We start from the raw sequence: 21911 nt of genomic DNA, 5'->3' as shown, positions 1-21911 counted from the left end.
CCCCAAGGTGTTGCCACACACCGGCACACCAGGGGGCCGCCGGGAGAACACCCTCAGGACCACCCAGCGCGTCACCCTCACCCTGAAACCGCGCGGCCGGAGCGTCGGGGACGTAGCCATCGGCGACTGGGAGGAGTGACCGGGGGTCCAGGGCGGGGCCGGGGCAGGTCCACGCCGGGGGCCGTAACCGATGTGAGTCGATCTTCTTCCGGCCGTTAGGATTTCGACCATGGCGGCCACTGGATCCGAGAAGCAGGGAGCGGGCGAGAACGCGAAGGCGTTCTACGTCTCGACCCCCATCTACTACGTTAACGACGCTCCTCACCTGGGCCACGCCTACACGACCGTTGCAGGGGACGTGCTCACGCGCTGGCACCGTCAGCGCGGCGAGAAGGTGTGGTACCTCACCGGCACGGACGAGCACGGTCAGAAGATCATGCGCACGGCCGAGGCGAACGACGTCACGCCCCAGGAGTGGTGCGACAAGCTCGTCACCGAGGCCTGGAAGCCCCTCTGGGAGCACCTGAACATCGCGAACGACGATTTCATCCGTACGACGGAGAAGCGTCACACCGACCGCGTGCAGGAGTTCGTCCAGGATCTCTACGACAAGGGCGAGATCTACAAGGGCGGCTACGAGGGCCCGTACTGCGTGGGCTGCGAGGAGTACAAGCTCCCCGGCGACCTGATCGAGGGCGAGGGCGAGTTCTCCGGACAGAAGCTCTGCCCCATCCACAAGAAGCCGGTGGAACTCCTCAAGGAGGAGAACTACTTCTTCAAGCTCAGCGAGTACGGCGACAGGCTGCTGGCCCTGTACGAGGAGAACCCGGGCTTCATCCAGCCGGAGTCGGCGCGCAACGAGGTGGTGAACTTCGTACGCCAGGGCCTCCAGGACCTGTCCATCTCCCGGTCGACGTTCGACTGGGGCGTGAAGGTCCCCTGGGACGACAAGCACGTCATCTACGTCTGGGTCGACGCGCTCCTGAACTACGCGACGGCGGTCGGCTACGGCGCGAACGAGGAGAAGTTCACCTCGACCTTCCCCGCGAACGTGCACCTTGTCGGCAAGGACATCCTCCGCTTCCACGCGGTGATCTGGCCCGCGATGCTGCTCGCGCAGGGCCTGCCGGTGCCCGGCAGGATCGCGGCCAACGGCTGGCTGATGGTCGGCGGCGAGAAGATGTCGAAGTCGAACCTGACGGGCATCAAGCCGCAGGACCTGACCTCGCACTTCGGTGTGGACGCGTACCGCTGGTACTTCCTGCGGGCGATCGCGTTCGGCAGTGACGGCTCGTTCTCGTGGGAGGACTTCACGGCCCGCTACACGAGCGAGCTGGCGAACGACTACGGCAACCTCGCGTCCCGTGTCGCGGCGATGGTCGGCAAGTACTTCGGCGGCGAGCTGCCCGAGGCGACGGCGTCCGGCGACGCCGAGCAGGCGGTCAAGGACGGCCTCGCCAAGGCCGTCGCGACCGCCGACCGCGCGATCGGCGAGGAGCTGGACTTCCAGGGCGGCATCCTGGCGATCTTCGACTTCGTGAAGCAGGTCAACGGCTACATCACGGAGCAGGAGCCGTGGAAGGTCGCGAAGGACGACAGCCCGGAGGGCAAGGCCCGCCTGGCCACGATCCTCTACACGGCGGCGGAGTCGCTGCGCGCGGTGGCGGTCCTCCTCAACCCGATCATGCCGGACACCTCCCAGAAGCTCTGGGACTCCCTCGGCGCGGAACCCCTCCTGGGCGCCCTCGCCGACCAGGACGTCCGCGCCGCCGCGACGTGGGGCACGCTCCCCGCGGGCGCGACGGTGACGAAGGGCGCGGTGCTGTTCCCCCGCCTGGAGGAGAAGCCTGCCGCGTAACGGCACGCAACGGATGACGGGAGAGTCCCGGTGCCGACCCCTGATTCAGGTGGCGGCGCCGGGACTCTCCCTGTCGGGGGCGCTACGTCAGCCTTCGCCACCGTCGAACAGGTCGTCCGCCCCTGCCGCGTGGACCGCCCGCTCCGACCAGACCTTGAGCTGGTCCAGGTCGGTGCACGCGGTGACCCGTGCGCGAACGGCGGGAGGCACATCGATGCCCCGCCACGAGAGAATGTTCAGGACCGTGTCGGCACGCTCCTCGGCCCGGCCTTCTTCCCGGCCTTCTTCCCGGCCTTCGGCCCGGCCCTCTTCCCGCTCCTTCTCCGCGAACGGGTGGTCGAAGAAGTACTTGGTCGCCGTCATCAGTTCCTCCCAGATCTCCTTCGCCCGGGGGTCCACCAGACCGGACCGGGTGAGCTGTGCGAACATTCCCGCCGCTTCGCGGTCGATGGTCTCCAGAGCCGCAGCCAGTGCCCCCAGTATGGCGGCGGCGCCCGGCCCCCTTCCATGGGTAATCGCCGAGAACACCGCAAGGGGAACGTCCCTCTCGGCCTCATGCCGGTCCGTGATCACCGGCACGTTGTCCGGCCCCAGGACCAGCGGACGAACGGTGAGCGAGGACCAGCCCGGCAGCCCGAACTGGATGGGCCTGGCAGCCCACCGGGCCGTCGCCGCGCTCTGCGTCACGACGATCAGCACGGGCTCGCAGTGGTACTTCTCGTAGAGATACGAGAGGTAGTACGGCCAGCTGCCGCGTTTGGCCTCGTCCTTCTTGCCCTGCGACTCGATGACGAACAGATAATTGCCGTCATCGGTGTCGACCCGTAACAGGGTGTCGCAGCGGCGCTCGACTGGTTCGATCTCCGTGAGGTCCACATCGAGGGTCATGATGTCCCGGGGCTCCGGAAAAGGGACATGGAGCAATCGCTGGAGGGAGCGGACCAGCAGAGCCGTGTCCTTCTGGAAGATCCGGTGCATCGCTTCGTGTGACGAGCTGACCATCGGTTCTCCTTTCTGTTCGGCATGATCAACGAGCTATGCCGCATTTAGTTCACACCAGACGTGCTTGCCAGGTTGCGAGGCCCCCGGGTACCAGCCCCAGCCGTCGGCACAGGCCCGCACGAGGTCGAGGCCGCGGCCTCGCTCGGCCCCCGCGTCGGCGATGCGTGGAGGCGGCGCGGGTGGCGTCGGATCCGCGTCCCACGCCCCGATCCGCAGCACCCCGTCGGCATACCGGACGCGGAGGGCGGCGGGCCCCTTGGTGAGTGTGACCATTCGGGTCATCCCGTTCGATCTGGACGGGTTCGCCGGGTCTAGCAGCGCGATGGTGTACGCAGGGGGCCCGGTTTCCCGGCTGGATACCGTCGTACGGGATGCTCCGCACGGCACCGGCTTCCTGGACTCCCAAGCCCAACTCGACCGCTTCCGCACACTTTTCCGTAGGGTGGAGGAGCTGGCGCTCGATCCCGAGCGGTCAAGGGATTTCATCCACAAGGCGGTGAAGGAACTGTGAGGCCCGCCATGACCACCTCCCTGCATTGGCAGAAGTCCACCTTCTCGGGAGGCGGTGACGGCAACGCTTGCGTCGAACTGGCGAGCACCGGCAACCACATCCGCCTCCGCGAAAGTGACGAGCCTGGCGTCGAACTGGCAACTGTTCCCGCATCCTTGGCCCGCCTCCTGCGTGCCATCAAGCAGGGCGAACGATGAGCGCCACCGTCTGGCAGAAGTCGTCCTTCTCCGGTGGAGGCGACGGCAACACATGCGTGGAACTGGCCACCAGCGGCGGCACCATACGTCTCCGCGAAAGCGACGCACCCACCACCGAACTCACCACCACCTCTGCCACCCTGTCGAACCTCATACGCACCCTCAAGGCCATCGGCGAGGGGTGAACCCCACCGACCAGGGCCCGGAACTGCGCGAACATTTCATCCGCACTCGAAAGAGTGATCACCCCCGTGAGCCCGCACTTCCAGCCGCCGGGGCGCCTACGTTCCTCACATGGTCACATCGCAACACGAGGCCTCGCACAGGATCTTCCAGGACCGCCCCGAGCTCCTGCCGCCGGTCTTCCGGCTCCTGGGCGTCGCGCTCCCCGAGAATCCGACCGTCGAGGTGATCACGCCGGACGTTACCGAGACCCGGCCCATCGAGCGCCGCGTCGACACCCTGCTCCGGATCAGCGCGCCGAACGGCCGCGCGTTCCTACTGGTCGTGGAGGCTCAGCGCCGCCGGGACCCGGAGAAGGCGCTGAGCTGGGGGTACTACCTGTCGTACCTCTACTCGAAGTACCACATCCCCGCCCTGCTCCTGGTCGTCTGCCAGGACAAGGCCACGTCGACCTGGGCACTGGGCCCCTTCCGGATCGGAGTGGAGGGCTGGACCGCCCTGAGCGTGCATCCCCTGGTCCTCGGCCCCGACAACGTACCGCTGATCATCGACCCCGAAGAGGCCGCCCAGGACCTGCCCTTCGCCGCTTTGTCCGCGTTTACGCATGCGCGTAGCCCGGAGCACAAGGCCATACTGGAGGCGCTGGTCACCGCCCTGGGATCGACCGGCGACCGAAAGACGTTCGACCACTACTGGCAATTGCTGGACGTAGGCCTGGGCGACACCACGGCCCGAGCCGCCTGGAAGGACTTGGTGAAGATGGCTGCGGATATCTACTTCCCCGGACAGGGCACCCTCGCCGAGGAAAAGTTCCTCGAAGGCAAGGCGGACGGCAAGGCGGAGGCGATCCTCCGGTTCCTGGAGCTGCGCGACGTCCCCACCTCCCACACCGCCCGCGAACGCATCGCCACCTGCACCGACCTCCCCACCCTCGACCGCTGGCTCACCCGCGCCGTCACAGCAACCACCGCAGACGACCTGTTCAGCGACACGGAGCACCCTCAGGAGCAGGGCGAGTAAGCCCAGGCGGACGACCACGTACGGGGCCGGGCCGGGGCCTCACGCCCCGTACGTACCCACCAGCCGGGCCAACTGCCGGCCCGCCGCCCGCAACGGCTCCTCGCTGCGGGCGACCTGCGCCGTCACCTCCGCGCCCTCCAGCGCGCTGATCACCGTCGTCGCCACCTCCCGCGCATCGGCCGGACCGAAGCCCGACGCGAGCAGCTTCTCCTCGACGATGCCCTCCCAGCCGCGCAGCGCCCGCGCGCACACCCGCTGGATCTCGGAATCCGTGCCCAGCGTCTCCAGCGCGGCGGCCGTGACGGGGCACCCGTCGGTCCAGCCCGACTCCCGCAGCGCGACGGCGAGTTCAGCCGCGCAGCCCTCGATCGCCGCCCCCGGGTCCGTCTCCCGCGCCAGCGCGTCCCGCAGCAGCGCCGCGAACTCCTCGTCGCTGTACTTGATCGCGGCCACCGCCACGGCCTCCTTCCCGCCAGGGAAGAAGTGGTAGACGGAGCCGAGCGTGGCCTCCGCCTCCTTGGCGATCTGCTTGATGCCGGTGCCCACATACCCCTGGCGCTGGATGAGGCGTGCGGAGACGGCGACGATCCGGTCGCGGGTGCCGAGCACCGCGCCGGGCTCCGAGGTCTTCTGGGCCATGCCTCCCACTCTACCCAGCCAGTAGCTAGAGCGTTCGTTCTAGCGGCGTGCTACGTTCTTGCCACGCGCTAAATAGAGCGATCGTTTTAGCGGCCTGTCAGCCCAGCCCACTGGAGTTCCGCATGCCTTCCGCACCGCAGCCCGCAGCCGCCCCCACCCCGGCCCCCACCTCCGTCACCGTCATCGGCCTCGGCCCCATGGGCCAGGCCATGGCCGCCGCCTACCTCGACCGCGGCTACGACGTCACCCTCTGGAACCGCACCCCGTCCCGCGCGGACGCCCTCGTGGAGCGCGGCGCGCACCTCGCCGGGAGCGCCGAGAAGGCCCTGCTCGCCAATGAGCTGGTCGTTCTCAGCCTCACCGACTTCGACGCGATGTACGCGATCCTGGAGCCCGCCAGGACCGCCGTCGCGGGCCGCACCCTCGTGAACCTCAGCTCGGACACCCCGGAGAAGGCACGGGCCGGCGCCCGCTGGGTGACCGACCTCGGCGGGACGCACCTGACCGGCGGCGTCCTCTGCCCGCCGCCCCTCATCGGCACCCCGGACACCTCGACGTTCTACAGCGGCCCGCGCGAGGCGTACGACACGCACCGCGCCGCCCTCGAAGTGATCACGGGGAAGTCCGACTACCGGGGCGAGGACCAGGGGCTCGCCGCGCTCATGTACCAGCTGAACATGACGATCTTCTGGCCCGCGATGATCGCGTTCTGGCAGACCGCCGCCATGGCCGGAGCGCACGGCCTCACGGCCCGGGAGATCGCGCCGTACGTCACGGAGAACTTCGCCGGCATGGGCCACTTCGTCGACTTCTACGCGTCCCGCATCGACGCGGACAACCACGCGGGCGACGTCGACCGCACCGCGATGGGCCTGGCCAGCATGGAGCACGTCATCCACACCGCGTCCGACGCCGGGGTGGACACGGCGTTCCCGCAGGCGGTCCACGACGTCTTCCGAAGGCTGGTGGAGGCGGGCCACGGCGCGGACAGCTTCTCGCGGGCCGTGGAGCTCATGAGGGGTCCCTCCGCCTGAGAACAGCCGGTCTTTGCCCGCCGCGCCCCAGGTCTGACCCCGCGCTCTCGTCGCGAACGCTGTACGCAGCAGGAAACCTTGTGCGCAAGCCGCGTACGTCGTGCGCTACCGTGAGAATCGCCCTGATGGCCCGCACCGACCGCACCGACCGCACCGAGGAGCCCGCATGTCTGCCGCCGAGAAGCCGATCGCCTCCGTGTGGACCCGGCCCCGCAAACAGCGCGAACAGCTCAGCCGGGAGCAGATCGTGGCCGAGGCCGTCCGCCTGCTGGACTCGGACGGGCTCGAAGCGCTCAGCATGCGCAAGCTCGGCACCCGGCTCGACGCCGGCGCCACCTCGCTCTACCGGCACGTCGCCAACAAGGACGAGCTGATCGAGCTGGTCGTCGACGAGGTCTACGGCGAGTTGGCCGTCCCCACCGCGGAGGGCGCCGCCGACTGGCGCGACGCCGCCGCGCGCAGCGCGTACAGCCTGCGAGCGATGATTCTGCGCCACCCCTGGGTCGCCTCCGTGCTCGGTCAGGTCGGCCTCATCCACCTCGGGCCCAACGTGACGAAGATGTCGGAGCGCATGGCCGCCGTGTACCGGGCGGCCGGATTCCCCGCGGACGAAACCGAACTGGCCCTGAGCACCGTCATCTCCTACGTCATCGGAATGGCCACCAGCGAGGCCGCGTACCTCTCGCTGATCGCCCGAAGCGGCAGGTCCGAACGGGAGTTCGCGGAGAGCCTGCGGGGCGGGGAGGAGGCCGGGAAGCGCGGGGCGCACGCCGGTGACCCGGCGCGGGAGCGCGAGGAGACCTTCGACTACGGGCTCCAGCGCGTACTGGACGGTCTGCAAACCCGGCTCGGCGAGACTGCCCACTGAGACGGTTGCCACACATCACGGTGAGCTAAGTCATGCGGAGAGACGGCTTGAATTGACGCCGCCTTCACACCCGCCTACGTAAGCTTCACGACATGGCCACGACTCCCTCCCCCGACCGGCGACGCACCGCCGACGAGGTCAATGAGGAAATCCGTGCGCTATGGCTGCGCGCGGGTGGACGCCTCCGCCCCGACGAACGCCTCGTGTACGAGGAGTTGGTCACCGAGTGGGCAGAGGCAGAAGCGAACTCCTCCCCCACACAGTCGGTATAGCCCTAAGGGCCCCCAGGAGCGCGGGGAACTGCGCTGCACGCTTAGCCACAACGCACGAACACCAGACGACGAACCAGAAAAGGCCCCGGAACCAAAGGTTCCGGGGCCTTTCACGCGACGTCACCCCGCCGCCGGGGAAACCGCTACCGCTACTGCGCCGCGGGCTTCGGCGCCGCAGGCTTGCGCACCGAGATGTTCAACTCCCGCAGCCGCGCCTCGTCAAGCACCGTCGGCGCACCCATCATCAGGTCCTGCGCGTTGCCGTTCAGCGGGAACGCGATCGTCTCGCGGATGTTCGGCTCGTCGGCGAGGAGCATCACGATGCGGTCGACGCCGGGGGCGATGCCACCGTGCGGCGGAGCGCCGAGGCGGAACGCGCGCAGCATGCCCGCGAACTCCTGCTCGACCGTCTCCGCGTCGTAGCCCGCGATCTCAAAGGCCTTCAGCATGACCTCGGGCTCGTGGTTGCGGATGGCGCCGGAGGACAACTCGATGCCGTTGCAGACGATGTCGTACTGCCAGGCGAGGATGTCCAGCGGGTCCTTCTCCTCCAGGTCCTTCATGCCGCCCTGCGGCATCGAGAAGGGGTTGTGGGAGAAGTCGACGCGACCCGTCTCCTCGTCCTTCTCGTACATCGGGAAGTCGACGATCCAGCAGAACCGGAAGACGCCCTCCTCGAAGTGGCCCGCACGCTTCGCGGCCTCGACGCGCACCGCGCTCATGATCTTCGAGACCTCGTCGAACTCGCCCGCGCCGAAGAACACCGCGTGGCCGGGGGCCAGCGACAGCCGCTTCGTCAGCTCCTCGACGTTCGCCTCCGTCAGGAACTTCGCGATCGGGCCCGTCAGCGAACCGTCCTCGGCGACGCGCACCCAGGCCAGGCCCTTCGCGCCCTGCTCGACCGCGTAGTCACCGAGGCCGTCGAAGAACTTGCGGGACTGCGACGCCGTGTCCGGCACCGGAAGCGCGCGCACGTGCTTGCCGGCGAAGGCCTTGAACTCCGAGCCCTCGAAGATGTCCGTGATGTCGTGCAGTTCGAGCTTCGCGCGCAGGTCCGGCTTGTCGTTGCCGTACTTCAGCATCGACTCGCGGAACGGGATGCGCGGGAAGGGGGAGGTCACCTCGCGGCCACCGCCGAACTCCGTGAACAGCTCCGTCATCAGCTTCTCGATGGGCTGGAAGACGTCTTCCTGCTCCACGAAGCTCATCTCGACGTCGAGCTGGTAGAACTCGCCCGGCGAGCGGTCCGCGCGCGCGTCCTCGTCGCGGAAGCACGGCGCGATCTGGAAGTACCGGTCGAAGCCCGAGATCATGAGCAGCTGCTTGAACTGCTGCGGAGCCTGCGGAAGGGCGTAGAACTTGCCCGGGTTCAGGCGGGAGGGGACGACGAAGTCGCGGGCGCCCTCGGGGGAGGTCGCCGTGAGGATCGGCGTCGCCATCTCGTTGAAGCCGAGGGCCACCATCTTCGAGCGGATCGAAGCGATCACGGCGCTGCGCAGCATGATGTTGCGGTGCATGCGCTCGCGGCGCAGGTCGAGGAAGCGGTACTCCAGGCGCCGCTCCTCGTTCACCCCGTCCTCGGCGTTGATCGTGAAGGGCAGCGGGCCCGCCTCGCCGAGCACCTCCACCTCGGCGGCCTCGATCTCGACCTCGCCGGTGGGCAGCTCCGGGTTCACGTTCTCCGCGCCGCGCGAGACGACCTTGCCGTCGACGCGGACGACGGTCTCCTTGGACAGCTTGTCCAGGACCTCGGCGGCCTTGGTGCCCGGGCGGGCCACCAGCTGCGTGATGCCGTAGTGATCGCGGAGATCGATGAAGAGAATGCCGCCCAGGTCTCGGCGATTGTGCAGCCAGCCGCTCAGCCGGACGTCGGTGCCGACGTCAGAGGCGCGGAGCTCGCCGCAGGTGTGGGACCTGTACCGATGCATCGTCGTTCATCCAGTCTTCGCGAATAGGGGAGAGAGCAGACCTCACAAGGCTACCGTCCGGGCGAAGATCGGTTTCCGGATATCCGCGGCGGTGCCCCTTGCGGGGGCCGGGGCCGACGGTGCTCAGTGGCGGCGGCCCCCTACATCTTCCTAAAGTGGGTCAATGCGCACCGACGATCCCCTGCCGCAAGTGGGGGACGACTCCGTAGGGGACGACTCCCTGCCACCCGTACGGGACGTCCTGACGGCCATCGCGACCGGACTGTGGCGCTGGGACAACGCCTCCGGGACCGTCACGGTCGACGCCGAGGCGGCCCGGCTGCTCGGGCTGCCCCCGCGCGCCCAGACCCTGACGGAGGGCGGTGTGCGGTCCCGCTTCCACCCCGTCGACTGGAATGAGATCTACGGGACCGTCCAGCTCGCCGTCGCCGAGGGCACCCTCGCCGAGGCCCGGCTGCGGATCATGGATGAGACGGGGCGGCGCGTCCTGCGCACCGTACGCAGCCGCTCCAAGCCCGTGCTGCACGACGCGACAGAGGCGTACGAACTGGTCGGCACTCTGCAAGAGGTGACCGAGCCCGCGCCGGGCACCGCCGCCCGCACCCCGGTCACCGGCGACTGGCGCCGCTCCCGCGAGGCGTTCCTGCTCGACGCGGGGCGCGCGCTCGCCGAGGCACGCTCCACGGAGGAGGTGCTCAGGGTCGCCGCGGGGCTCTCCATGCCGGGTTTCTCGCCGGACGGGCTCGCGGTCTTCGGGGTGGCGGGCGAACGGCTGACGATCATCGGGCACCACGGCCACCAGCCCGGTGACGACGGCCCCTTCTCCGCGATGCCGCTGGACACGGACTACCCGGCCGCGGAAGTGGTGCGCACCGGCCGCGCCGTCTACCTCTCCACCCCGGAGGACTACCGCAGGCGCTACCCCGCCGCCTGGCCCCTGGCCAGCCGCTTCGAACGACAGTCGTGGGCGTTCCTGCCGCTGACCGTCGCGGGCCGCACGATGGGTGCGTGGATGGCGGCCTTCACGTATCCCGTCTCGTTCACGCCCGACGAGCGGTCCGTCCTGACGACGGTCGCGCGGATGCTGGCGCAGGCCCTCTCGCGGGCCGGGGTCGCGGAGTCCGAGCGGGAGCTGACGGAGGGCCTGCAGCGCTCGATGCTGCCGATGCTCGGCCCGCAGATCCCCGGGCTGTGCGTGGCCGCCCGCTATGTGCCGACCGGCGGCGGACTTCAGGTCGGCGGCGACTGGTACGACATGATTCCGCTGCCCAGCGGCCGCATCGCCTTCGTCATCGGCGACGTGCAGGGCCACGACGTGCGGGCGGCGGGGCTGATGGGGCAGTTGCGGATCGCCCTGCGCGCATACGCCTCCGAGGGACACCGCCCGGACGCCGTGCTCTCGCGCGCCACCCGCTTCCTGTCGGGGATCACGGAGTCCATCACCTACGGGTCGAGCGACACTGGCACCCAGGGGCCCGGCTCCACCGGCGCCCCGCAGGCCATGGAGTACGACCCGCGCTTCGCGACCTGCCTGTACGTGGAGGCCGACCCGGCGACCGGCGTCCTGGAGATCGCCCGCGCGGGCCACCCCGAGCCCGCGATACGCATGAGTGACGGAACGGTTCTGCAGCGCCCCACCGCGGGCGGTCTGCCGCTCGGCATCGACCCGGACGCGGACTACCCCACGACCCGTCTCGTCCTCGAAGCCGGCGAGACCATGCTGATCTGCACCGACGGCCTCATCGAGACCGGCGGCCACGACCTGGACAGCGGCTGGTCACGGCTCAGGACGGTCCTGGAGGAGTTCCCCGGCCAGGGCGAGCCCGACGCCCTGGAACGGCTCGCCGACTCCCTCGTACAGGCCGTGCACGGCCTGTCCTCGCACCACACGACGGGACCGCTCGCGGACCGCCGCGAGGACGACATAGCGGTACTCCTGCTGAGCCGCGCGAGCCGCCCCGAGCAGCGCACGGACGCCCGCCGCACCGTCCTGACCGTCGCCCAGGCCGAACCGGAGCGGGTCGCCGGGGCCCGACGTCACCTGCGGGAACTGCTGCACGACTGGGCGGACGACGACCAGGTCGACTCGGCGGTCCTGATGGTCTCCGAAATGCTCACCAACGTCCTCGTGCACACGGACGGCGACGCCCTGATGGTCGCCGAGGTCACCGGCGAGCCGGGCACGCGGCGCCTGCGGGCGGAGGTCGCGGACGGCAGCGACGACCTGCCGCACAAGCGCCGCCCCGGCGAACTGGCCTCGTCCGGCCGCGGCCTCGTCCTGATGGAGCTGCTGGCCGGGGCGTGGGGCGTGGACCCGCGAGGCGACGGGAAGAGCATTTGGTTCGAGCTGTACGAGGGCGCCGGCGGTGGGGCGGAGTAGGGGGTGCGTCTCTGGCTGGGTGCGGGCCCGCTGTGGCTGAGCACGCAGTTCCGCGCCCCTGGGACGACCTCCGGGGCGCCCCGCAAGGGGCGGTTCAGGGGCGCGGGGAACTGCGCGACCAGCCCAGAACCGGCCCGCTGAGCCCGCGGACAGAGTCGAACGTCCATCCTCTACACCCGGTCCCCACCCCCAGGCGGGAGCCGAAGCCGCAGCTCCGAAACGACCCCGAACGCCGCCGCCGTCAGCGGCACCGCGAGCAGCATGCCGAGGATCCCCGCCACCGACGCACCCGCCGTGATCGCCAGCATCACCACCGCGGGATGCATCTGCACGGTCCGGCTCTGGATCATCGGCTGGAGGAGGTGGCCCTCGATGACCTGGACGGCCAGGACGACGCCGAGCGTCCACAGCGCGATGGCGAAACCCCGGTCGGCGAGGGCGACCAGGACGGCGACCGCGCCGGACAGGAACGCGCCCAGGTACGGGATGTAGGCGCCGACGAAGACCAGCGCGCCGAGCCCCCAGGCACCGGGCACACCGAGGATCAGCAGCCCGACGGTGATGCACAGCGCGTCGATGAACGCGATGATCGTCGTGCCGCGCATGAAGCCCTCGATGGCCTCGAAGGCGCGGCGCGCCATAGACTCGACGGTGTCGGCGCTGTCGCCGGGGGAGAGCGAGCGCAGGCCGCGCATCGCCTGCTGCGAGTCGCGCAGGAAGAAGAAGACGAGCAGCAGGGCGAGGACGGCCATGGCCATCATCTCGCCGACGGTGCTGATGCCACTGATCACCCCGGACGCGGCGGTCCCGCCGAACTTGCCGAAGAGCTCCTTGGCGTTGGACGCCATGTCGTCGAGCGAGGTCCCGGCCGCCCCGAAGTACTTCGACAGGTCGGTCGCGGCCTGCTTGAGGGAGGCGATGATCTGGTCGCCGCTGTCGATCAGCGCCTTGACCACGATGTACGCCGCACCGCCGACGACGGCGACGACGGCCGCGCAGGTCAGCCCGGCCGCGAGGGACCGCTGCACCCTCATCCTGAGCAGCCGCCGGTAGAGCGGACCGAGGAGCGCGGTCCCGAGCAGCGCGAGCAGGACGGGCGTCACGGCCGTCTTGAAGGTGACGCAGAGCCAGATCCCCACGGCGGCCACACCGGTGACGAGGAGCACGACGACACACCAGGCGGCGACGCGCCGCGCGGGCTCGGGCAGGAGGCTACTCACCCCTCCCACCCGAACACGACCTCACCGGCGCCGCACATTATGTACGGCTACATGTACGGCTACGTGTACGACTACATGCCGTGCACAGCCGGCACCTTGCCGAGCAGCCCCTTCTGGAAGTCCTCGAAGGCCTGCTGCAACTCGGCCCGGCTGTTCATCACGAACGGCCCGTAATGAGCCATCGGCTCCCGGATCGGCTGTCCGCCGAGCAGCACGACCTCCAGGTCGGGGGCGTGCGCGTCCTGGCGTTCGTCCGCGCGGACGGTCAGTGAGGACCCGGTGCCGAAGACCGCCGTCTGCCCCATGTGGACGGGGCGGCGCTCGGCGCCTACGGTGCCGCGCCCGGCGAGGACGTACGCGAGTCCGTTGAAGTCCTCGCGCCAGGGCAGCGTGACCTCGGCGCCGGGGCGCACGGTCGCGTGGATCATCGTGATCGGCGTGTGCGTGATGCCGGGGCCCTCGTGCCCGTCGAGCTCACCGGCGATGACGCGGAGCAGCGCGCCACCGTCGGGGGTGGAGAGCAGCTGGACCTGACCGCCGCGGATGTCCTGGTAGCGGGGGTCCATCATCTTGTCCTTGGCGGGCAGGTTCACCCACAGCTGGAGGCCGTGGAAGAGGCCGCCGGACATGACGAGGGACTCGGGCGGCGCCTCGATGTGCAGCAGGCCGGAGCCCGCCGTCATCCACTGGGTGTCGCCGTTGCGGATGGTGCCGCCGCCACCGTTGGAGTCCTGGTGGACGAAGGTGCCGTCGATCAGGTACGTGACCGTCTCGAAGCCGCGGTGGGGGTGCCACGGGGTGCCCTTCGGCTCGCCCGCCTCGTACTCCACCTCGCCCATCTGGTCCATCATGATGAACGGGTCGAGGTACTTGTAGTTGATCCCCGCGAACGCCCGGCGCACCGGGAATCCCTCGCCCTCGAAGCCGCTCGGCGCGGTGGTCACGGCGAGCACGGGGCGCGCCGTCGCGTCGGCGGACGCCGCCACTCGGGGCAGGGTCAACGGGTTCTCGACAGTCACTGCAGGCATGGTCGGTACCTCCTCGTACACTCACGTTAGTTGAACGTAGAACTTTCTGCCACTCACAACGAACGGCGCCCGGAGGCAATTCCCTCCGGGCGCCGAGAAGGCCAGAAACGATCTACGAGCCCTCAAGGGGCACGAGGAACGGCGCGAGCAACCAGTACGCGCCCGCAGAACAAGGGGCGCGGGGAACGGCGCGACCAGCCACGATCCACCCGCAGCCGAAAGCCGGCCGACCCCCGCCCAAGGCCCAGGGGCCGGCTACCCGTACATGCGACGCATGGCGAAATCCACCATCTGCTCCACGGCCTTCGCATCGAAGACCATCCGGTGCTCCCCCTCCATGTCGAGGACGAACCCGTACCCCGTGGGCAGCAGGTCGATGACCTCCGCGCCGGTGATCACGAAGTACTTGGAGTCCTTGCCCGCGTACCGGCGCAGCTCCTTGAGGGAGGTGAACATCGGGATCACGGGCTGCTGGGTGTTGTGCAGCGCGAGGAAGCCGGGGTTGTCGCCGCGCGGGCAGTACACCTTCGACGTGGCGAAGGCCTGCTGGAAGTCCTCGGCGGACATCGACCCCGTCGTGAAGGCGCGCACCGCGTCCGCGAGGGACGGCGGCGAGGGCTCGGGGTAGAGCGGAGGCTGCTGGCCGTAGCCACCGCCGGGCATGCCCTGCATCTGCTGCGGCGGCGGCTGCGCGCCCGGCGGGGCGTACTGCTGCTGGGCGCCGGGGTTCTGGTCGTAGCCGTACATGAGGCGAAGCCTACTGAGTCACAGATGGGCGGTTAGGGGTTGCATCTTATTACCGACGGGTAGCATCATCGTAGCTACTTGCTGGTATTCACCTTGGGTACTTTCCCTCTCCTGCTTACGGAGCCTTCGCCATGGGCCACTACAAGTCGAATCTCCGCGACATCGAGTTCAACCTCTTCGAGGTGCTCGGCCGCGACAAGCTGTACGGCACCGGCCCGTTCGCGGAGATGGACGTCGACACCGCCAAGAGCATCCTCGACGAACTCCGCCGCCTCTCCGAGAACGAGCTGGCCGAGTCCTTCACGGACGCCGACCGCAACCCGCCCGTCTTCGACCCGGAGACCAACACCGCCCCCGTCCCCGCGTCCTTCAAGAAGAGCTACCAGGCCTTCATGGACTCCGAGTACTGGCGGCTCGGCCTGCCCGAGGAGATCGGCGGCACCACCGCGCCGCGCTCCCTGATCTGGGGCTACGCGGAGCTGCTGCTCGGCGCCAACCCCGCCGTGTGGATGTACTCGTCGGGTCCCGCGTTCGCCGGCATCCTCTTCGAAGAGGGCAACGAGGCGCAGAAGAAGGTCGCCGAGATCGCCGTCGAGAAGCAGTGGGGCTCGACGATGGTCCTGACCGAGCCGGACGCCGGATCGGACGTGGGCGCGGGCCGCACGAAGGCCGTGCAGCAGGAGGACGGCTCCTGGCACATCGAGGGCGTGAAGCGCTTCATCACGTCCGGCGAGCACGACATGTCGGAGAACATCCTCCATTACGTCCTCGCCCGCCCCGAGGGCAACGGCCCCGGCACCAAGGGCCTCTCCCTCTTCCTCGTACCGAAGTACGAGTTCGACTGGGAGACCGGCGAGCTGGGCGAGCGCAACGGCGTGTACGCGACGAACGTCGAGCACAAGATGGGCCTCAAGGCCTCGAACACCTGCGAGATGACGTTCGGCGACCGGCACCCCGCCAAGGGCTGGCTGATCGGCGACAAGCACGACGGCATCCGCCAGATGTTCCGCATCATCGAGTTCGCCCGCATGATGGTCGGCACGAAGGCGATCGCGACGCTCTCCACGGGCTACCTCAACGCCCTGGAGTACGCCAAGGAGCGCGTGCAGGGCCCGGACCTGGCCCAGTTCATGGACAAGACCGCGCCGAAGGTGACGATTACCCACCACCCGGACGTGCGCCGCGCCCTGATGACGCAGAAGGCGTACGCGGAGGGCATGCGCGCCCTCGTCCTGCACACCGCGGCCGTCCAGGACGACATCCAGGTCAAGGAGGCGGCGGGCGAGGACGCGTCGCAGCTCCACGCCCTCAACGACCTGCTCCTGCCCATCGTGAAGGGCTACGGCTCGGAGAAGTCCTACGAGCAGCTGGCGCAGTCGCTCCAGACGTTCGGCGGCTCGGGGTACCTCCAGGAGTACCCGGTCGAGCAGTACATCCGGGACGCCAAGATCGACACCCTCTACGAGGGCACCACGGCGATCCAGGGCCAGGACTACTTCTTCCGGAAGATCGTCCGTAACCAGGGCGCCGCGCTGAACGGCCTCGCCGAGGAGATCAAGAAGTTCCTCGCCGTCGGCACGGGCGGCGAGGCGCTCGCCGGCGCCCGCGAGGAGCTGGCCAAGGCCGCGGTCGATCTTGAGGGCATCGTCGGCGTCATGCTGACGGACCTCGCGGCCACCGAGCAGGACGTGAAGTCCATCTACAAGGTGGGCCTGAACACGACCCGCCTCCTGATGGCCTCGGGCGACGTCGTCGTCGGCTACCTGCTGCTGCGCGGTGCCGCGGTCGCCGCGGAGAAGCTGGAGACGGCCTCCGCCAAGGACAAGCCCTTCTACGAGGGCAAGATCGCCGCCGCCAAGTTCTTCGCCACGAACGTCCTGCCGGGCGTCGCGAAGGAGCGGAAGCTCGCCGAGGGCGTGGAGCTGGACCTGATGGAGCTGGACGAGGCGGCGTTCTAGTTCGACCTGGTTCGACCAGATTCCTCTCGCACGTCAGCGCGATGCCGCCACCTGATTCTTTCGGGTGGCGGCGTTGTCGTATGGGCTGGGTACGCTGAGTCAACGGCCGAGAATCCCGTCCATGGGAGGAACCATGACCGCCGAGCCCCGCACCGAAGCGCTGCACGCACTCCAGCCCGATGGCTCGGCATGGCCGATGCCGCCTCAGGACGGCTACACGACGGACGAATTCTTCAGCCTCGACCTCCCGCCACACACAGAACTGATCGACGGGAGCCTGGTTTTCGTGAGTCCGCAGCGCAAGTTCCATACGCTGGCGATCGACCTCTTGGTGCACGGGGTGCGGGCCGCCATCCCCGAGCACCTTCGCGTCCGCCGCGAAATGGCCGTGGTCCTTGGCCGCAGGCAGGTACCCGAGCCCGACCTCGTGGTCGTCACCGCAGAAGCCGATGCCGACGACTGCATGACTCGATACCAGGCCGCGGACGTCCTCCTCGCCGTAGAAGTCATCTCTCCCGACTCCGAAGAGCGCGACCAGGACACCAAGCCCCGCAAGTACGCCGCAGCGGGCATCCGGCATTACTGGCTGGTCCGGATGGACGAGAACAAGCGGCCCGCCGTCTACACCTACGAACTGGACCCGCACACCGGTGTCTACGCGCCCACGGGCGTCCATCACGACCGGCTGAAGCTCGCCGTACCGTTCACGATCGACATCGACCTCACCGAGTACCACCGTCTCTGAGCCCCCCGCCACCCGCACGGCGACGCCATTAGGCTGACAGCCATGCGCACACCCTCCGGCCCCTTCGACCGTGGCCACACCGAAGACCTCATGTCCTTCCTCGCGGCAAGCCCCACGCCGTACCACGCCGTGGCGAGCGCCGCGGAGCGTCTGGAGAAGGCCGGTTTCCGGCAGCTGGAGGAGACCGACGCCTGGGACGGCACGACCGGCGGCAAGTACGTGCTGCGGGGCGGCGCCATCATCGCCTGGTACGTGCCGGAGAACGCCTCCGCGCACACCCCGTTCCGCATCGTCGGCGCCCACACCGACTCCCCCAACCTGCGCGTGAAGCCGCAGCCCGACGCGGGCGCCCACGGCTGGCGCCAGGTCGCCGTCGAGATCTACGGCGGCCCGCTGCTCAACTCCTGGCTCGACCGCGACCTCGGCCTCGCCGGACGCCTCTCGCTGCGCGACGGCACCACACGGCTCGTGAACATCGACCGACCGCTGCTGCGCGTGCCCCAACTGGCCATCCACATGGACCGTTCCGTGCACACCGACGGGCTCAAGCTCGACAAGCAGAAGCACATGCAGCCCGTCTGGGGGCTCGGCGGCGACGTCCACGAGGGCGACCTGATCCGCTTCCTGGAGGAGGAGACCGGCCTCGGCGAGGGCGACGTCACCGGCTGGGACCTCATGACGTACTCCGTCGAACCGCCCGCCTACCTCGGCCGCGACCGCGAACTCGTCGCGGGCCCCCGCATGGACAACCTCCTCTCCGTGCACTCCGCCACGGCCGCCCTCGCGTCCGTCGCCGCCCAGGAGGACCTCCCGTACATCCCCGTACTCGCCGCCTTCGACCACGAGGAGAACGGCTCGCAGTCCGACACCGGCGCCGACGGCCCGCTGCTCGGCGGCGTCCTTGAGCGGTCCGTGTTCGCGCGCGGGGGCTCGTACGAGGACAAGGCCCGCGCCTTCGCCGGGACCGTCTGCCTCTCCTCCGACACCGGCCACGCGGTGCACCCCAACTACGCCGAGCGGCACGACCCGACGCACCACCCGCGCGCCAACGGCGGACCCATCCTCAAGGTCAACGTCAACAACCGCTACGCCACGGACGGTTCGGGCCGCGCGGTGTTCGCCGCAGCGTGCGAGAAGGCGGGCGTGCCGTTCCAGTCGTTCGTCTCCAACAACGCGATGCCGTGCGGCACGACGATCGGCCCGATCACCGCGGCCCGGCACGGCATCAAGACCGTCGACATCGGCGTCGCGATCCTGTCCATGCACAGCGTGCGCGAGCTGTGCGGCGCGGACGACCCGTACCTGCTCGCCAACGCGCTGGTGGCGTTCCTGGAGGGCTGAGAGGACTGAGGGGCCGTGCCGGGGTGAGCGGAGGCTCGGCCGCCGAATGTCTGTGTGGCTGCGAAGGACCCGGGTACCCGGTGACTTCGTAGCCACTACAGCAGGGAGGCGGTCCTCATGGGCCTGGGCGGATGCATCATTCTGATCGCCGCGGGTGCCATCCTCACGTTCGCGACCGACTGGAAGATGGAGGGGGTCAACCTCACCGTCGCCGGAGTCATCATGATGCTCGTGGGACTCATCGGCGTCGCCGTCTTCACCAGCATCGCGCGCCGCAGGCGGGCCGTGGTGCCGCCGGTCGCCCCGACCGCGGTCGACCCCGACCCGCAGCGCCGCGGCTACTGACGCCGTCCGGCGCGTGATGTTCAGCGCGCGAGGGCGGGCGCGTGAGAGCGGGCGCGTGAGCGTCCGGCGCGTGAGGGCTGGCGCGTGAGGGCTGGCGCGTGATGTCCGGTCTGCGGCGCTTCGGGGTAGTCATGACGGCATGAGACTTCTCGTACGCGACCGCGTGTTCGGCATCGGCGACGACTACTGGATCGAGGACGACCGGGGCCGCAAGGTCTTCCTCGTCGACGGCAAGGCGATGCGCCTGCGCGACACCTTCGAGCTGAAGGACATGCAGGGCAGGGTCGTCATCGACATTCACGCCAAGATGCTCGCCCTCCGGGACACGATGGTCATCGGACGGGCGGGCGAGACGCTCGCCACGGTGAAGCGCAAGCGCCTGTCACTGCTGCGCAACCACTACCGCGTCGACCTGGTCGACGGCACCGAACTGGACGTCAGCGGCAAGATCCTCGACCGTGAGTTCGCCATCGAGTACGACGGCGAACTCCTCGCCGACATCTCCCGCCGCTGGTTCCGCGTCCGCGACACCTACGGCCTCCAGGTAGTACGCGAGGACGCCGACCCCGCGCTGCTGCTCGCCGTAACCGTCTGCGTGATCCGCCTGGCGGAGAAGGAGCGGGGGGACGAGGACTGAGGAGGGGTTGGCGGGGCCGAGGAGGGCTGCGGCGAAGCCGCACTCAAGGGACGCGGGGAACTGCGCGACCAGCCACGACGCCCCCGCGCCGGAAAAGAACACGGGCCCGGCACTAAACGGCCTAGGCACCGCACGCCTCAGCGCCGTACCGCCCCCCGCCCCAGCACCCGGTCCTTCAGCGCCGGAAACTGCTCCCGCGTCTCCACGACCCGCGAAGGATCGACGTCAACCGTAAGGACCTCCTCGCCCTCACCCGCCTCCGCAAGCACCGCCCCCCACGGATCAACGACAACGCTGTGCCCAGCCTGCGGCACGCCCCCGTGCGTCCCACCCGTCCCGCACGCCAGCACGTACACCTGGTCCTCGACAGCCCGCGCCCGCGCAAGCAGCGACCAGTGCTCCCGCCGCCGCGCCGGCCACCCCGCGGGCACCACGAACATCTCGGCGCCCGCGTCGACGAGCCCCCGGAAGAGCTCGGGAAAGCGCAGGTCGTAGCAGGTGGCGAGGCCGAGCGTGGTGTGGGGCGTGCGGACGGTCGTCAGCTCGGATCCTGCCGCCATCAGCACGGCCTCACCCTTGTCGAAGCCGAAGCGGTGGATCTTCCGGTACGAGGCGGCGAGCTCACCGTCGGGCGAGAAGACGAGCGAGGTGTTGAACAGAGACCCGTCGGACACGGCCCGCTCCGGAATCGACCCCGCGTGCAGCCACACCCCCGCGTCACGCGCCGCCCGTGCCATCGCCTCGTACGTCGGCCCTTCCAGGGGCTCCGCCTCGCTCGCGAACGAGTCGTACGCGAAGGCGCCCGTCGTCCACAGCTCGGGAAGAACGACCAGATCCGATCCCTCCCCGGCACTCACTTCCCGTACCAGCGAAGCGACGCGCCGCCTACGGGAATTGACCGGTTCGTCCTCGTCTACGGCGATCTGGATGAGGGAGGCGCGCACACTACCACCGTCCTGGCATTCGAGCCGTTGACACGGCCTACGATCGTCACACGAAAGCACTGCCGGGGTGCCTGCGGGCAGCGTAACTTAACGTCTCAGACACCCACCGCCCGCGTACAACCGCAAGGGGTCCCGTGAGTCTCCATCCCAGCCTGCAAACCTACGCCGATGCCTGGACGCATTCCGTGGAAGCGATATCCGAGCTGGTGTCGCCGCTCGCCGAGGGGGAGTGGAACCGGGCCACCCCCTGCCCGGGCTGGTCGGTGCGCGACATCGTCTCCCACGTCATAGGTCTTGAGTGCGAGATGCTGGGCGACCCGCGACCGATCCACACCCTGCCCCGCGACCTGTACCACGTACAGACGGAGGGTCAGCGGTACATGGAGGTGCAGGTCGACGTGCGGCGCCACCACACCGCGCCGGAGATGACCTCCGAGCTGGAGTACACGATCATCCGCCGGTCGCGGCAGCTGCGGAACGAGTCGCGGGACCCCTCGACGAAGATCCGCGGCCCGCTGGGCACCGAACACACGCTCGAACTGGCCACGCGGCTGCGGGCGTTCGACGTGTGGGTCCACGAACAGGACCTGCGTACGACGCTGCACGCGCCCGGGAACCTCGACTCCCCGGGGGCGTACGTCGCCCGGGACATGCTCCTCGTCGGGCTCGCGAAGGTCGTCGCGGACAAGGCGGGCGCGCCCCCGAACTCGGCGGTCGTCTTCGACGTGAGCGGCCCCGTCGAGTTCCTGCGCACGGTCCGCGTGGACGCCGAGGGCAAGGGCACCGTGGACAACGCGCCCTCGCTGGGCCCGCTCGCCACCCTCGCCCTCGACTGGGAGACGTACTTCAGGCTCGCGTGCGGCCGTGCGACGTACGCGTCCGTCGCGGACCGCATCAAGAGGGAGGGCGACCACGAACTGGCGGAGGCGATCCTGCGAAACTTCGCGGTGACGCCGTAGCCGAGCCGGGCCAACTTCAAGCCCGTCCGGCGATTGAGGACCGGGGGCCCGGGGGCAGAGCCTCCGAACCAACCTCAGCCCCGCCCCCCCCGCCC

22 protein-coding genes are annotated in these 21911 nt (G+C 69.3%); 15 read left to right on the top strand and 7 right to left on the bottom strand.

Annotated elements, in window-relative coordinates; genetic code table 11:
- The first annotated feature begins 229 nt into the window (after positions 1-229).
- Positions 230-1858, top strand: a complete 1629-nt coding sequence (gene metG, locus AC07DI_RS31490) for a methionine--tRNA ligase (RefSeq protein ID WP_478907745.1) — start codon at positions 230-232, stop codon at positions 1856-1858.
- 87 nt (positions 1859-1945) lie between these two features.
- Here the strand turns inward: metG and AC07DI_RS31485 are convergent, their stop codons facing one another.
- Positions 1946-2860: a hypothetical protein gene (locus tag AC07DI_RS31485; protein WP_478907743.1), complete on the bottom strand. Its 915-nt coding sequence runs from the start codon at positions 2858-2860 to the stop codon at positions 1946-1948.
- 265 nt (positions 2861-3125) lie between these two features.
- On the opposite strand from AC07DI_RS31485, the gene AC07DI_RS31480 reads away from it, so the two are divergent.
- The 4 genes from AC07DI_RS31480 (at position 3126) to AC07DI_RS31465 (ending at position 4771) form a co-directional block, all read left to right on the top strand.
- Positions 3126-3371: a Scr1 family TA system antitoxin-like transcriptional regulator gene (locus tag AC07DI_RS31480; RefSeq protein ID WP_478907741.1), complete on the top strand. Its 246-nt coding sequence runs from the start codon at positions 3126-3128 to the stop codon at positions 3369-3371.
- Positions 3372-3379: 8 nt separating this feature from the next.
- Positions 3380-3568 carry a DUF397 domain-containing protein gene (locus AC07DI_RS31475; protein ID WP_478907739.1) on the top strand — a complete coding sequence of 63 codons (189 nt, stop codon included), beginning with the start codon at positions 3380-3382 and terminating at the stop codon, positions 3566-3568.
- Positions 3565-3753 carry a DUF397 domain-containing protein gene (locus AC07DI_RS31470; protein WP_478907737.1) on the top strand — a complete coding sequence of 63 codons (189 nt, stop codon included), beginning with the start codon at positions 3565-3567 and terminating at the stop codon, positions 3751-3753. Before AC07DI_RS31475 ends, AC07DI_RS31470 begins: the two co-directional genes overlap by 4 nt.
- Before the next feature lie 109 nt (positions 3754-3862).
- Positions 3863-4771: a hypothetical protein gene (locus AC07DI_RS31465; RefSeq protein WP_478907735.1), complete on the top strand. Its 909-nt coding sequence runs from the start codon at positions 3863-3865 to the stop codon at positions 4769-4771.
- 39 nt (positions 4772-4810) lie between these two features.
- Here AC07DI_RS31465 and AC07DI_RS31460 read toward each other — a convergent pair whose 3' ends face one another.
- A complete protein-coding gene (locus AC07DI_RS31460) occupies positions 4811-5410 on the bottom strand; it encodes a TetR/AcrR family transcriptional regulator (RefSeq protein ID WP_384252265.1) in 600 nt (199 codons plus the stop codon).
- Positions 5411-5532: 122 nt separating this feature from the next.
- On the opposite strand from AC07DI_RS31460, the gene AC07DI_RS31455 reads away from it, so the two are divergent.
- The 3 genes from AC07DI_RS31455 (at position 5533) to AC07DI_RS31445 (ending at position 7584) form a co-directional block, all read left to right on the top strand.
- The gene (locus AC07DI_RS31455; protein ID WP_478907733.1) at positions 5533-6444 is read left to right on the top strand and encodes an NAD(P)-dependent oxidoreductase; all 912 of its coding nucleotides are present in this window, start codon (positions 5533-5535) and stop codon (positions 6442-6444) included.
- Between the two features lie 166 nt (positions 6445-6610).
- Positions 6611-7312 (top strand): TetR/AcrR family transcriptional regulator, encoded by a 702-nt coding sequence (locus AC07DI_RS31450; RefSeq protein ID WP_478907731.1) that lies wholly within the window; start codon positions 6611-6613, stop codon positions 7310-7312.
- Positions 7313-7404: 92 nt separating this feature from the next.
- Positions 7405-7584: a hypothetical protein gene (locus AC07DI_RS31445; RefSeq protein ID WP_384252272.1), complete on the top strand. Its 180-nt coding sequence runs from the start codon at positions 7405-7407 to the stop codon at positions 7582-7584.
- A 149-nt stretch (positions 7585-7733) separates the two neighbouring features.
- On the opposite strand, the gene aspS is transcribed toward AC07DI_RS31445, so the two are convergent.
- Positions 7734-9512: an aspartate--tRNA ligase gene (aspS, locus tag AC07DI_RS31440; protein ID WP_478907728.1), complete on the bottom strand. Its 1779-nt coding sequence runs from the start codon at positions 9510-9512 to the stop codon at positions 7734-7736.
- 163 nt (positions 9513-9675) lie between these two features.
- Here aspS and AC07DI_RS31435 point away from each other — a divergent pair, with 163 nt between their 5' ends.
- Entirely contained in the window at positions 9676-11892 is a 2217-nt protein-coding gene (locus tag AC07DI_RS31435; RefSeq protein ID WP_478907726.1) for a SpoIIE family protein phosphatase, read from the top strand.
- Between the two features lie 170 nt (positions 11893-12062).
- On the opposite strand, the gene AC07DI_RS31430 is transcribed toward AC07DI_RS31435, so the two are convergent.
- From AC07DI_RS31430 to AC07DI_RS31420, 3 genes are all read right to left on the bottom strand, one after another.
- Positions 12063-13112: an AI-2E family transporter gene (locus AC07DI_RS31430; RefSeq protein WP_384252280.1), complete on the bottom strand. Its 1050-nt coding sequence runs from the start codon at positions 13110-13112 to the stop codon at positions 12063-12065.
- Positions 13113-13183: 71 nt separating this feature from the next.
- Positions 13184-14140, bottom strand: a complete 957-nt coding sequence (locus AC07DI_RS31425) for a pirin family protein (protein ID WP_478907724.1) — start codon at positions 14138-14140, stop codon at positions 13184-13186.
- A 255-nt stretch (positions 14141-14395) separates the two neighbouring features.
- On the bottom strand, positions 14396-14887 hold the full coding sequence (locus tag AC07DI_RS31420) for an SseB family protein (RefSeq protein WP_055563227.1): 492 nt from the start codon (positions 14885-14887) through the stop codon (positions 14396-14398).
- Positions 14888-15018: 131 nt separating this feature from the next.
- On the opposite strand from AC07DI_RS31420, the gene AC07DI_RS31415 reads away from it, so the two are divergent.
- The 5 genes from AC07DI_RS31415 (at position 15019) to AC07DI_RS31395 (ending at position 19913) form a co-directional block, all read left to right on the top strand.
- Complete coding sequence (locus AC07DI_RS31415; RefSeq protein ID WP_384252290.1) at positions 15019-16845, top strand: acyl-CoA dehydrogenase; 1827 nt, start codon at positions 15019-15021, stop codon at positions 16843-16845.
- A gap of 133 nt (positions 16846-16978) precedes the next feature.
- Positions 16979-17590 (top strand): Uma2 family endonuclease, encoded by a 612-nt coding sequence (locus tag AC07DI_RS31410; protein WP_478907721.1) that lies wholly within the window; start codon positions 16979-16981, stop codon positions 17588-17590.
- Positions 17591-17632: 42 nt separating this feature from the next.
- The gene (locus tag AC07DI_RS31405) at positions 17633-18931 is read left to right on the top strand and encodes a M18 family aminopeptidase (protein WP_478907719.1); all 1299 of its coding nucleotides are present in this window, start codon (positions 17633-17635) and stop codon (positions 18929-18931) included.
- A 117-nt stretch (positions 18932-19048) separates the two neighbouring features.
- Entirely contained in the window at positions 19049-19276 is a 228-nt protein-coding gene (locus AC07DI_RS31400; protein WP_384252296.1) for a DUF6458 family protein, read from the top strand.
- Positions 19277-19415: 139 nt separating this feature from the next.
- Positions 19416-19913 carry an LURP-one-related/scramblase family protein gene (locus AC07DI_RS31395; RefSeq protein ID WP_478907717.1) on the top strand — a complete coding sequence of 166 codons (498 nt, stop codon included), beginning with the start codon at positions 19416-19418 and terminating at the stop codon, positions 19911-19913.
- 137 nt (positions 19914-20050) lie between these two features.
- Here the strand turns inward: AC07DI_RS31395 and AC07DI_RS31390 are convergent, their stop codons facing one another.
- Positions 20051-20857, bottom strand: a complete 807-nt coding sequence (locus AC07DI_RS31390; RefSeq protein ID WP_478907715.1) for a carbon-nitrogen family hydrolase — start codon at positions 20855-20857, stop codon at positions 20051-20053.
- A gap of 134 nt (positions 20858-20991) precedes the next feature.
- On the opposite strand from AC07DI_RS31390, the gene AC07DI_RS31385 reads away from it, so the two are divergent.
- A complete protein-coding gene (locus AC07DI_RS31385; RefSeq protein ID WP_478907713.1) occupies positions 20992-21816 on the top strand; it encodes a maleylpyruvate isomerase family mycothiol-dependent enzyme in 825 nt (274 codons plus the stop codon).
- The last annotated feature ends 95 nt before the right edge of the window (positions 21817-21911 follow it).

Source organism: Streptomyces sp. NPDC044106, assembly GCF_056433985.1.
The sequence above is the reverse complement of the archived record's forward strand: the minus strand, read 5'-3'. Positions and strand labels throughout refer to the sequence as shown.